The sequence below is a fragment of the Pseudomonas koreensis genome (assembly GCF_036668835.1).
GTDB classification, from domain to species: domain Bacteria; phylum Pseudomonadota; class Gammaproteobacteria; order Pseudomonadales; family Pseudomonadaceae; genus Aquipseudomonas; species Aquipseudomonas koreensis_I.
Window position 1 is genome coordinate 152,068 of sequence record NZ_JAZEVW010000001.1, and the last position, 13,972, is coordinate 166,039.

General features: G+C 63.0%; 1 protein-coding gene (cut by a window edge). It reads right to left on the bottom strand.

All coding sequences use genetic code 11. The features are described from left to right. A protein-coding gene (locus V6F91_RS00670; RefSeq protein ID WP_332761574.1) for a non-ribosomal peptide synthase/polyketide synthase crosses the window boundary here: on the bottom strand, nt 1-13,972 show its 3' portion. Its footprint extends 1,013 nt past the window's final position; the window shows 13,972 of its 14,985 coding nt (coding positions 1,014-14,985); its start codon lies beyond the right edge, outside the window — the gene reads right to left on this strand; its stop codon occupies nt 1-3.

A 13,972-nucleotide genomic window follows, 5' to 3' on the forward strand; every position in this document is an offset into this window, starting at 1 on the left:
TCAGGACATGGCTACAGGTTCAACGATCTCGCCGAGCATTTCTTCAGCCTCGGACAGGAACGTTGCATCGCGCGGTATCTGGAAGTGCCCGCAAGCGAGCCATTCACCGCCCATGCCCGGCTGCGCCAGTTGCGCTGCCAATTGCAAGGCTTCCTCTTCGCGCCCCAAGGTCCACCAGCACATCGGCGTGATCGCCAACGGTGTGCAGCGGTCCAGTTGCAGCGACAGCTGTTTGAGTCGGCGGGCGACGCTAAACACATGTGCCAGTTCATCGGCGCCCAGCGCCACGTAGGTCGAAGTCCCGCGTTCGCTGCTCATGGCGCGGGTGAACAGTGCGCGAAGGTTCTGCGGGGTTTCTTCGCCGTCGATGTGCAAATCCGGCACGGCATCCGGCAGCGTCACCTGCAGGAAGTCACGCAGGTCGGCCTGCCAGTCGTCCACCGCGCCTTCGTCGACCCTGGCCGACGGCACGAAGCAGTCCACCAGACCGACAAATTTCACCATCTGCCCGGCTTGCTCCAGTTGCGCCGCCATCAGCATCGCCAGGGTCCCGCCCAGTGACCAGCCCAACAGGTGGTAAGGCCCGTGCGCCTGTTTTGCGCGAATCTGCGCAACGTAGTCGCTGGCCATGCTCTGCAGCGAGATGTCGTGGAACGTCGGATCGAGGAGCATCCGCGACTGGATCGCCAACACCTGGCGGCGGCCGCTCAGGCGTCGCGCCAACGGCTCGTAATCGAACACCGTGCCAAAGCCTGCGTGGATGCAGAACAGCGGCGCGACACCGTCAACGTGAGCATTCATCGCCAACATTGCGCTGGCCTTTTCGGTGCTGCCCTGCACGCTGGCCACCAACTCGGCGATGCTCGGCTTCTGCATCAGGTCGCGCAGTTTCAAACTCAGACCCTGAGCCTTGAGCACACGGCTGCGGGCGATCACTTGCAGGCTGAGGATCGAGTCGCCGCCCAGTTCGAAGAAGTTGTCGCTGAGGCCAACGCGTTCGATTTTCAGCACATCTTGCCAGATCTTCGCCAGCGCCTTTTCCAGCTCGGTGCGCGGCGCCAGATAAGCCTGGCGCTGTTCGGCATCCGGGTTCGGCAAGGCCTTGCGGTCGAGCTTGCCGTTCGGCGTCAGCGGCATACGCTCGAGCAGCATCAAGTGCGCAGGCACCATGTAATCCGGCAGGTTGACCTTGAGCTGGTCGCGCAGGCGTTCGCAGAAACCGTCCACCGCGACGTCGGCCATAGCGACGACATACCCGAGCAACTGCTTGCCGCTGACACCTTCACGGGCTACCACAGCAGCGTCGCGTACGCCGGGTTGCTGCTTGAGACGCGCCTCGATTTCGCCCAGCTCGATGCGGAAACCGCGGATCTTCACTTGCTGATCGATGCGCCCGAGGTAGTCGACGGTGCCGTCGGCGCGCCGGCGCACCAGGTCGCCGGTGCGATACAGACGGCTGCCGTCGACGCTGAACGGGTTGGCGACGAAGCGCTCGGCGCTGCCACCGGCACGGCCCAGATAACCACGGGCCAACGCGCCGCCCAGGTACAGCTCGCCGGCAAGGCCCAGCGGCAGCGGATTGAGGTCGGCGTCGAGCACATAACCGCTACGCTCGCCGACCACTCGGCCGATAGGCGCGTAGGCCGCAGCACAGACGTCGTCAGTGCCGGCCTTCCAGATCAGTGGCGTGACCACGGTTTCCGTCGGTCCATAACCATTGATGATGTATTGCGGCTTCAGCGCGCGTTTGGCCAGTTCGAAACTTGCCACCGGCACCGCATCGCCACCGAAGCAATAGATGCGCACCGCGGGTGGGTTGCCGTGCTGCTCGGCGTGCTCGGCCAATTGTTGCAGATACACCGGCGGAAACGCCGCCACGGTCACGCCGTATTCATGCAGCGCTTCGTAAGTCTGCTCGGCGGTCCACAGGCTGTCGTCGCGGACCAGCAGACGCGCGCCGTGGGTCAACGTGGTCAACCAGCGCTCATGGGCGCCGTCGAAGGCGAATGACATGAAGTGCAATTCACAATCGGCTGCGGTCATTTCGTATCGCTGACCGATCGCCTCACAGTGCATCGCCAACGGCCCGTGGGCGACGCCGACGCCTTTCGGCTGGCCGGTGGAGCCAGAGGTGTAGATGACGTAAGCGAGGTTGTCCGCATGCACGGCGACCTGCGGTGCGCTCTCCGGCTGACCACTCAGATCGAATTGATCCAGCTCCAGCACAGGCAGACCCGCCTGCGTCGGCATGACCTCACGCAGACCGGAATCGCTGAGCAACAAAGCGATGCCGGAATCACCCATCAAGTAACTCAGACGTTCACGTGGATAAGTCGCATCGAGCGGCACGTAAGCGCCGCCGGCCTTGAGCACCGCGAGCAAGGCCACGATCAGGTTTTCGCTGCGCGGCAGCGCGACACCGACGCGCACTTCCGGCCCTACCCCTTCAGCGATCAACGCATGGGCCAGACGGTTGGCGCGAGCGTCAATCTGCACATAGCTGAACGCCTGGCCGTTAAAGATCACCGCCGTCTGCTCGCCCTGCTCCATCGCCCGTTGCGCAATACGCTGATGCACCGCCAGCGCCGGCGAAGCGGCTGGCAGGCTCGGCGCGATCACCGACCGAGCGCTCGGCAAACCGATCCGTCCCAGCGGTTGCGTGGCATCGTCGGCCAATGCAGCGAGCAGGCCTTCCATGTTGGCGCGAATGCCTTCCACGGTTGCGAGATCGAAATGCTCACGCAGGAACATGTATTCGATCACCAGCCCCTCTTCGAGCGTGACCATCAAGTCCATCGGGAAGTTGGTCAGGCCGGCGTTGCTGATCTCGCCGAACGTCAGCGAGTCGTCGCGCCATTCGCGCAGCGCCTGGTCGATCGGGTGATTCTCGAAGACGATGATGCTATCGAACAATGCCTGCCCCGCGCGCCCGGCCCAACGCTGCACGTCGGTCAGCGGGGTGTATTCGCGCTCACGCAGTTCGAGGTTGAAGCCCTGCAGGTCACGCAGCCAGTCGCCGACCGCTTGCTCGGCCGGCACATCCTTGATCACCGGCAAGGTGTTGATGAACAGGCCAAGGATCGACTCCGACGCCGGCAGGCTCGCCGGGCGCCCCGCCACCGTCGCACCGAACGCCACGCAGCGCTGGCCGCTGTAGCGGCTCAGCAGCATCAGCCACGCGCCCTGCACCAGGGTGTTGAGGGTGACCTGCTGCGCTTGCGCAAAAGCCTTGAGCCGTTCGGTGCGTGCGGCGCCCAAGCGACTGTACAGCGCTTCGTGACCGCGACCGCTACCAGTGCGCGACACCGCGTCGGCGAGGTAAGTCGGCTCGTCGAGCTGGCTCAATTGCTCGCGCCAGAAACCTTCGCTGGCCGCGTCGTCCTGCTGTTGCAACCAGTTGATGTAGCGACGGTACGGCACCGCCTCGGCCAGCGGTGTGCCGGAGTACTGACTCAGCACTTCGCCGATCAACTGCGAACTGCTCCAGCCGTCGATGAGAATGTGGTGATAGGTCCAGATCAGTTGATAACTGTCTGCGCCAACCTGCACCAGCGTCAGGCGTTGCAGCGGTGGCTGATCGAGATCAAAGCCTTTGGCGCGCTCGGCATCCGCCAATGCTTGCAGCGCCTCGGTTGAGTGATCCTGGTCACGCCAGTCGAGCAGGCGGAACGGCAATTGCGGATCGGCGAGAACGAACTGCAGCGGCTCGGCCATGTCCTGCCAGAGAAAACCCGTGCGCAGAATGTCGTGACGCCGGCTGACGCTGGCCCAGGCCGCTTGCAAACGCGCCGGCTCCAGGCCTTGCACGGCGGTGCTCAACTGGTTGATGTAGAGGTCCGATTCCGGCGAGTTCAAGCCGAGGAACAGCATGCCCTGCTGCATGGGTGACAGACGATAAAGCCCGGCCAACTGATCCTGCGCCAGCGGTAGATCGGCAATTTGCGCATCACTCAGGCCATGCAGCGGCATCTCGATCAGCGCCGTTACCACAGCATCGCTGCTGCCGACACGCTGGGCCAATTGCTCGATGGTCGGGTGTTGGAACAGGTCTTTCGGGCTCAGTTCAAGGCCTTGCTGACGGGCGCGGCTGACCACTTGAATCGAAATGATCGAATCGCCGCCCAGCGCGAAGAAGCTGTCGTGAGTACTGACCTGCGACAGCCCCAGCACCTCTTTCCAGATCTCCACCAATGCCTGCTCAGTGGCGTTGGCCGGTTCGACGTGTTGTTGCACCGCGCTCAATTCCGGCGCCGGCAAGCGCTTGCGATCGATCTTGCCGTTGGGGGTCAGCGGCAGTTGCGCCAGCCACAGGCGATGGCTGGGCACCATGTAGTCCGGCAGGGTTGCGCCCAGCCAGGCGCCGATGCGGTCGTGCAGATCACCTTGCAGCTCGGCGCTGGCCTCGATCACTGTCGGATCGGCCGGTACCAGATAGGCGATCAGTTGCTGGCTGCCCGTCACTTCGCTGGCAATCACCACCGCTTCGCGCACTTCGGCATGCGCAATCAGGCGTGCTTCGATTTCACCGAGTTCGATACGCAAGCCGCGAATCTTCACTTGGTGATCGATGCGGCCCAGGTATTCGAGGTTGCCCTGTTCACGCTGGCGAATCAGGTCGCCGGTGCGATACAGGCGCTCGCCGTTGCCGCTGAATGGATTGGGCACAAAACGTTCGGCGGTCATCGCCGCGCGGCCGAGGTAACCGCGGGTGATACCCGCCCCGGACAGGTACAACTCCGCCGCAACGCCCGGCGGCACCCGCTGCAGATCGGCGTCCAGCAGATGACTGGCGCTGTGCTCCAGCGCACGACCGATACGCGGTTGGCCACCGGCGACGCGGCGGGTCCAGGTCGAATAGGTGGTGTCTTCCGACGGGCCGTACAGGTCGTAGACGTGTTCAACGTTCGGCTGTTGATACAGCGCCTCGACCAGGCCTTGCTTGAGCGGTTCGCCGGCCAGATTGATGATCCGTACGCTTGGCGGAATCTGCCCGGCACGTTGCAGCGCGGCGATGGCCGACGGCACGGTGTTGATCAAACGCACCTGATCACGCGCCGGCAATTGCGCCAGTTCCAAAGCGTTGCGCGCGATGATCAGCGAACCGCCGTTTGCCAACGTTACGAACAGTTCCCACACCGACAAATCGAAGCACACCGACGTCGACGCCAGTACACCTTGAATATCGTCGCGGCTATAGACCTTGGCCGACCAGTCGATCAACGCCATGACGTTGCGATGGGCAATCGCCACGCCTTTGGGTTTGCCGGTGGAACCCGAGGTGTAGATCACATAGGCGAGGTTGTCGGGCAACACGTTCGTTTGCGGGGCAGCGGTTGGGTAGTTGCGCAGGTCAACCAGATCCATCAACAGCACTTGGGTTTCGGCCGGTACGCTCAGCGTTGCGGCGACCGCCTGCTCGGTAAGCAACACTCGCGCACGGCTGTCTTCGAGCATGTAGGCGACGCGATCCGCCGGGTAATCCGGGTCCAGCGGCACATAGGCGCCGCCAGCCTTGAGCACCGCCAGCAGCGCGACCAGCAACTGCTCGGAGCGCGGCATCGCTACGCCCACGCGCACTTCCGGACCGACACGCATTTCGATCAGTTTGTGCGCAAGGCGATTGGCCTGTGCGTCCAGTTCGGCGTAGCTCAATTGTCTATCGTTGAAGGTCACCGCCAGTGCATCAGGCACCGCTGCCACCTGCTCGGCAATCGCCTGATGAATGCACTGTTCAGTGACGAACGAGGAATCAACGCACGGAGCGTCTTCGATCAGTTGCAACTCGCCAAGCTTACGTTCGCTCGATTCGCTCATCTGCCCGAGCAAACGCTGCATGAATTCGCCTAGTTGCTCCACGCTCTTGGCAGCGAAGCTGTCGCACTGGTAGCTGAAGTGCATGGACAACTCGTCGCTCAGATGCACCAGCAGAGTCAGCGGGTAGTTGGTCTGTTCGTGGTTGGCGATCTCGCCGAAACGCAGTTCCTGCGGCGCGCCCTGGGCCAGCGCTTCGGACACCGGGTAGTTCTCGAACACCAGAATATTGTCGAACAGCGCTTCACCGTTGCGCGCCGCCCAACGCTGAATATCGAACAACGGCGTGTGTTCATGCTCGCGCAGCGCCAGGTTCTGTGCCTGTACGCTTTGCAGCCACTCGCCAACACTGAGTTGCGCGCGCGGGCTGGCAATCACCGGCAGGGTGTTGATGAACAGGCCGATCTGCTGCTCGACGCCTTTGAGCTCGCTCGGGCGCCCGGCCACCGTGGCGCCGAACGCCACGTTCGCCTGCCCGGTCAGGCGTTGCAACAGCAACAGCCACGCCGCTTGGATCAGCGTGTTGACGGTGACCTTCTGCTGCCGGGCGAACTCGCCCAATTGCCGGGTTTGCAGCAGATCGAGCACACAGAAATGCTCGCCGTGGCCGTGTTGCGGGGCGTCGCCACGCTGCGCCTGGAGTGCCGACGCCAACAAGGTCGGCGCCTCCAGGTCCGCCAGTTGCGCGGTCCAGAAATGCTCGCTGGCCAGAACATCCTGACCTTGCAGCCACTCGATGTAATCGCGATACCGCCCGGCCAGCGTCGGCTGAGCAATACCGCTGTAACGCTGCAAGACTTCGCCAAGCAACTGCGAGTTGCTCCAGCCGTCCATCAGGATGTGATGGTTGGTGTAAATCAAATGGCAGCGCTGCGCATCGAGACGCACCACCACCATACGCAGCAACGGTCCCTGACTCAGGTCGAAACCCTGCGCCTGCTCGGCCGCGGCCAGCGCATTGAGTTCATTCGCGCAATCGCCGCGCTCGCGCCAGTCAAGCACGCTGAAGGGCATCTGCAAATGTTTGTGCACCACTTGCAACGGCCGCGTCAGTTGGCCTTGCCAGACAAAACCGGTGCGCAGGATATCGTGGTGGTCCACCGCCGCTTGCCACGCCTGCTGGAAGCGCTGCGGATCGAGACCTTCGACATCGAGGCGAACCTGATTGAGGTAATCACCGCTGGCCTGCTCGTACAGACTGTGGAACAACATGCCCTGCTGCATTGCCGACAGCGGATAGACATCGGCGATCTGCTGCGCCAGCACTGGCAAGCTGTCGAGTTGCGCCTGGGTCAACCCGGCCAGCGGGAAGTCCGAGGGGGTCAGGCCTTCAACGCCTGGGGTCAGACAATGCTCGATCAGCGCGGTCAGCTCGTCAGCGTAATCCGCCGCGAGGGCTTCGATGTCCGCCGTGTCGAAACGCTCGGTGCTGAAGGTCCAGCCGACGCGTAATTCACCGCCATACACCTGACCGTTGAGGGTCAGCCAGTTGCCCAGCGGCGCGTCCGCGCTCTGGTCGAGGCCGGCGTTGTCCGGCGCAGGGGCGAACAGCGCAGCATCGTCAGCGGCGAAACTGCCGTCGAACTGGCCGAGGTAGTTGAAGGTGATGCGCGGCGTCGGCAAGGCGCGCAGGCTCTGTTGTACATCAGCATTGCCGAGATGACGCAATGCACCGAAACCGATGCCCTTGTTGGGGATCGAGCGCAGTTGTTCCTTGATCTGTTTGATCGATTCGCCGGGCGTTTGCGCCGGGGTCAGGCGCACCGGAAACAGGCTGGTGAACCAGCCCACGGTACGGGTCAGGTCGACGCCGTCGAACAATTCTTCGCGACCATGGCCTTCGAGCTGAATCAGCGTCGACGGTTGCCCGCTCCAACGGCCGATCACCCGTGCCAGTGCGGTCAGCAACAGGTCGTTGACCTGGGTGCGATAGGCCGCAGGCGCTTCTTGTAGCAGCTGTCGGGTCAGTTCCGTGCCCAGCCTGGTCTGCACGGTCTGCGCCAATCGATTGTGCTGACCAGCATCCACGCGTTTGCATGGCAGATCGGTGCTGACATCGCGCAGGCAAGCCTGCCAGTACGCCAGTTCCTGCTGCAGTGCCGCGCTGTTGGCGTAGCGCTGCACCTGTTCGCTCCAGTCCTTGAAGGCGCTGGTTTTCGCCGGCAGGCGCAGTGGCTGGCCGTCGAGCAATTGCTGATACGCATTCTGCAGGTCTTCGAGCAGAATCCGCCAGGACACACCGTCCACTGCCAGGTGATGAATAACCAGTTGCAAACGTTGCGTGCCGTCAGCCAGTTGCGCCAGCACCGCGCGCAGCAGCGGCCCGTTTTGCAGGTCGAGGCTGCGCTGGGCGCGGTTGCCCAAGGCTTCCAGTGCCGCGGCATCGGCGACCTGCTCCTGCCACAGCAAATTGTCCGGCAGGTTTCCAACGGCGCGGTGTTCGGCCTGCCACACGCCATCGCGCTGAGTGAAGCTCAGCCGCAGGGCATCGTGATGGGCAACCAGCGCCCGCAGCACTTGCTCGATCTTGTCCGCATCCAGTGGCTGACGCGGCTTGAGCAGCACCGACTGGTTCCAGTGATGACGCTCGGGAATGTCGTCTTCAAAGAATTGCTGCTGAATCGGCAGCAGCACCGCTGCCCCGCTCACCGCTTGTTGATCGATCGACGAGGGTTCAGCGCCCAATTGCGCGACCAGCGCCAGTCGCGCAATGGTCTGGTGCTGGAACAGGTCTTTCGGGTTCAGGCCAATCCCGGCCTGACGCGCGCGGCTGACCACCTGAATCGAGATGATCGAGTCGCCGCCCAATTCGAAGAAATTATCGTTAAGGCCGACTTGCGGCAGCTTCAGCACGTCTTGCCAGATCGCCGCCAGGCGCTGTTCCAGCCCACTTTGCGGCGCCTGAAATGCCTGTTGGGCCTGACTCGCATCCGGCGCTGGCAGCGCCTTGCGGTTGAGTTTGCCGTTGGCGGTCAACGGCAATTGCGCGAGCAGCAGCAGGTGCGCCGGGATCATGTGATCCGGCAGGTTTGCCTTGAGTTCGGCACGCACGCTGTCGCGCCACTGCGCCTGCTCGGCCGCACTGGCCTCAAGCAACGCAGCATCCTGCGGCACCAGCCACGCGACCAGTTGCTGACCGCTGAGGCCCGTTTGCGCGAGCACCACGGCCTGGCGCACGGTTTTCTGAGCCTGCAGTTGCGCTTCGATCTCGCCGAGTTCGATACGGAAACCACGGATTTTCACCTGATGGTCGATCCGCCCGATGTACTCGACGACGCCGTCGGCGCGATAGCGGGCGAGATCGCCGGTGCGATACAGGCGACCGCCGTCAGCGGCAAACGGGTCGGGAATGAACCGCAGTGACGTCAGATCGGCACGTTTCAGATAACCGCGCGCCAAACCGGCGCGCCCGACGTACAACTCACCGATGCAACCCTTGGCCACCGGATTCAGATCAGCGTCGAGCAGGTACCACGACAGATCAGCGATCGGCACGCCGATCGGGCTGCTGGCGTCGCCCTGCAAATCGGCCATCGACAGCGGACGGTAAGTGACGTGCACCGTGGTTTCGGTGATGCCGTACATGTTGATCAGTTGCGGCGCCTGATCGTCAAAACGCTCGAACCACGGCCGCAGGCTCTTGACCTCCAGTGCCTCGCCGCCGAATACCACGTAACGCAGCGCCGGCTGTTGCGCGGCGTGCTCCGGCGCGCAGGCCACTTGCATCAACTGCTTGAACGCCGAAGGCGTCTGATTGAGCACGGTGACGCCTTCACGGCAGAGCAAGGCGAAGAAATCTTCTGGCGCACGGCTCACCTCGTAAGGCACCACGACCAGTTTGCCGCCGTACAGCAGCGCACCGAAAATCTCCCACACGGAGAAGTCGAACGCGTAGGAATGGAACAGGCTCCACACATCGTCCGCGCCGAAATCGAACCAGGCATCGGTGGCCTCGAACAGACGCAGCACATTGCGATGGGCGAGCAAGGTGCCCTTCGGCTGGCCGGTCGAACCGGAGGTGTAAATCACATAGGCGAGGTTGTCGGCGCTCAGGCTGACTTGCGGATTGCTGTCGCTGCAGCCTTCGAGATTTTCACCCTGCTGATCGAGCAACAGACTGCGCACGGCATCCGGCACCGGCAGTTGCGCAAGCAGATGGCTTTGGGTCAACAGCAAACCGATGCCACTGTCGCCGATCATGTAGCTCAGGCGCTCTTGCGGATAGCTCGGATCCAGCGGCACATAAGCGCCGCCGGCCTTGAGAATCGCCAACAGACCAACCAGCATGTCGAGGCTGCGCTCCACTGCCAGGCCGACGCGCACATCCGGGCCGACACCCTGCGCAATCAGTTGGTGCGCCCATTGGTTGGCGCGGCGGTTGAGCGCGGCATAACTCAGCGTTTGACCGGCGCAACTCACGGCGATGGTGTTTGGTGCGCGGGCGGCCTGGGCTTCGATCAGATGATGCAGGCACTGTTCGCTGGGGAAATCGACGACCGCCGGGTTCCATTGCAGCAGGGTCGCCTCGCGCTCGGCGGCAGTGTGCAGCGGCAGATCAGCGATGCGTTGAGCACTGTCGGCCACGATGCCGTGCAGCAGATTGAGCCAGTGCTGCGCCAAGCGCTCGATGGTCGCCAGATCAAACAAATCGGTGGCGTAGGTCAGTTCGGCCCAGACGTTGTCAGTCGATTCGAACGTGTTCAGGGTCAGGTCGAACTGCGCGGTGTTCGAGGCCCATGGCAAGCCTTCGATGTGCAATTGCGGCAGGCGGGTTGCGCCCTGCCCCTGTCGGGCCTGGCTCTGGTGATTGTGCATCACCTGAAACAGCGGGCTGTGGCTGAGGCTGCGTTCCGGTTGCAGCGCGTCGACCAGTTGCTCGAACGGCAGATCCTGATGGGCTTGCGCGCTGAGCACGCTGTTTTTCACTTGTTGCAGCAGGCTGCGGAAGGTCTGCTGACTGTCGAATTCAGCCTTGAGCACTTGAGTGTTGACGAAAAACCCGATCAGGCCTTCGGTCTCGACCCGGTTGCGGTTGGCCACCGGCACGCCGACGCGGATATCAGCCTGTCCACTGTACCGATGCAGCAGGGTCTGGAATGACGCCAGCAGCAGCGCGAACAGGGTAACGTTTTCACGCTGCGCGACCTGCTTGAGCGCCGTCGCCAGTTCAAGGCTCAGCGGGACATCGTGACGGGCACCGCGATAGCTTTGTTCGGCGGGACGTGGACGGTCGCTCGGCAGTTCCAGCAATGGCTGCTCACCGTCGCCGAGTTGCGCCGTCCAGTAATTCAATTGACGCTCGCGCTCCCCGGCGTCCATCCATTGTTTTTGCCACACCGCGTAATCGGCGTATTGCACTGGCAATGCCGGCAATTGCGCAGCCTGGCCCTGGCTGTAAGCGGCGTATAACGCCACCAGCTCATCGACCATGACGTTCATCGACCAGCCATCGGAGACGATGTGGTGCAAGGTAATGACCAGCGCGTGATCATCGGCGGCCAGACGCAGCAATTTCACCCGCAGCAACGGGCCTTGCAGGAGATCGAACAGGTGCAGGGTTTCTGCCGCGACCAGCGCTTGCAATGCCGCATCATCCAGCCCGGTAACCTCCTGCACTTGCAGATCCAGCGTGCCTTGAGCCTGAATCACTTGCAGCGTCTGGCCCTGGTGTTCGACGAAGCAGGTGCGCAGGGATTCGTGGCGTTCGATCAACGCATTGAAGCTCTGCTGCAACGCGGGCAAATCCAGCACGCCGCGCAGACGCAACGCCGCAGGGACGTGATAAGCCGTACTGGTCGGCTCCAGTTGCCAGAGGAACCACTGGCGTTCCTGCGCATAAGAAAGCGGCAGCGGTTGCAGGCGTGGCAAGGCGACAATCGGTGGTTCTTCGGTTGCCTGATCGACGCCCAGTGCGGCAACGAAATCGTCCAGCGTGCTGTGCTCGAACAGGCTGCGCAGCGGCACTTGCATATTCAGCACCTGACGCACGCGCGACACCACCTGGGTCACCAGCAACGAGTGGCCACCGAGTTCGAAGAAATTGTCGCTGAGCCCTACTCGGTCCAGCTTCAACACCGCTTGCCAGATCTCGGCGACGGCGTGCTGGGTGGCGGTGTGTGGCGCAACGTAAGTTGACTGCAACCGGCTGGCGTCTGGCGCCGGCAAGGCTTTGCGGTCGACTTTGCCATTGGGGGTCAGCGGCAGTTGTGCGAGAAACAGCAAGTGCGCCGGTACCATGTAATCCGGCAGTTCGGCCTTGAGGCTGGCCTTGAGTGCGGCGCGCAGTTCGGCTTCATCGATAGCGCTGGCAGACGGCACCACATAGCCGACCAGTTGCGCGCCGGTCGGGCCGTCCTGCGCAACCACCACGGTTTCGCGCACGCTGTCGAGCGCGAGCAAGCGGGCTTCGATCTCGCCCAACTCGATACGGAAACCGCGAACCTTCACCTGATGGTCGATACGCCCGATGTATTCGATCACGCCTTCGGCGCGATAACGGGTCAGGTCGCCGGTGCGGTACAGACGCGCGCCGGTTGTGGAAAACGGGTCTGGCACAAAACGTTCGGCGGTCAGGTCCGGACGCTGAAAATAACCGCGCGCCAGGCCCTCGCCACCGATCAGCAATTCACCCGGCGCGCCGAGTGGATTCAGCTCAAGGTCACTTCCGAGGATGTACAACGCGGTGTTGTCGATCGGCGTGCCGAGGAATGGCCCGCTGTTGTCAGCACTCAGGGCATGTTGCGCCGACCAGATGGTGGTCTCGGTCGGGCCATACAGGTTCCACACGTTCGGCGTCAGCGCCAGCATGCGCGTGGCCAGTTCCTGCGGCAGCGCTTCACCGCCACAGAGGAACGTGCGGCCGCGCAGGATCGCTGCGTGTTGGTGATCGAGCAGCATGCGCCAGCTCGACGGCGTGGCTTGCAGAATGCTGACGGCATGCCGCTCGATCAGTTCGAGTACCGCGTGCGGGTCCTGATGCACGTCCTTGCCAGTCAGTACCACGCAAGCGCCGGCCAGCAGCGGGCCGTAGATTTCCAGGCCGAAAATATCGAAGGAGAACGTGGTCAGCGAGAGCATGCGATCGGCGGCAGCAATCCCCGGCTGTTTGATCATGCTCGCGACAAAATTGCTCAGCGCTGCGTGGCGCACCATCACGCCTTTGGGTTTACCGGTGGAGCCCGAGGTGTAGATCGTATAGGCCAGATGCTCGCCAGTGACGGCAACCTGCGGCGCAGTCTGTGGGTAAGTCGCCAGCCACTCAGGTGGCTGATCGAGCAGCAGGGTTTGCACACCCGCCGGGATCGACAACTGCGCCTGCAAATGCGTCTGGGTCAGCAGCCATTGCAGGCCGCTGTCCTCGATCATGTAGGCCAGCCGCTCCTGTGGATACCCCGGGTCCAGCGGCACATAAGCACCGCCGGCCTTGAGAATCGCCAGCAGGCCGACGAGCATGTCGGCACTGCGCTCGACTGCAATGCCCACCAGTCGGTCCGGCCCCACGCCGGCCTCGACCAGCTTGTGCGCGAGCTGGTTGGCGCGGGCATCGAGCTCGCCATAGATCAACACCTCGTCGCCGATGATCAGCGCTGTGGCATGCGGATTCTTTTGCGCCTGCAAGGCGAAGTCCTGCTGCACGCAGTCGCCGTACGCGCTTTGCTCGGCCACGCGGAACCAGTCTTGCAGGAGCACGCCATGCTCGGCCTGTTCCAGCAGCGGCAGCTCGCCGACACGTCGCGTCGGCGTGGCGACAATGCCTTGCAACAGGTTTTGCCAGTGACGGGCCAGACGCTCGACCGTTTCAGGCTTGAACAGATCGGTGGCGTAAATCAGTTCGGCGGCAAAACCGTCGTTGGATTCGTACGTATTGAGGGTCAGGTCGAACTGCGCCGTGCGCCCTTCCCACTGCACATTCTCGACGCTCAGTTGCGGCAACCGGGCCGCGCTGCGTCCTGGGTCACGGCTGCTCTGGTGGTTGAACATCACCTGAAACACCGGGCTGTGACTCAGGCTGCGCTGCGGTTGCAGCGCTTCGATCAGTTGCTCGAACGGCAGGTCCTGGTGCGCCTGCGCCGCCAGCGCCGCTTGCTTGACCTGGGCCAGCAACTGGTTGAATGGCAGTTGCCCGTTGATCTCGGCGTGCAACACCTGAGTGTTGACGAAA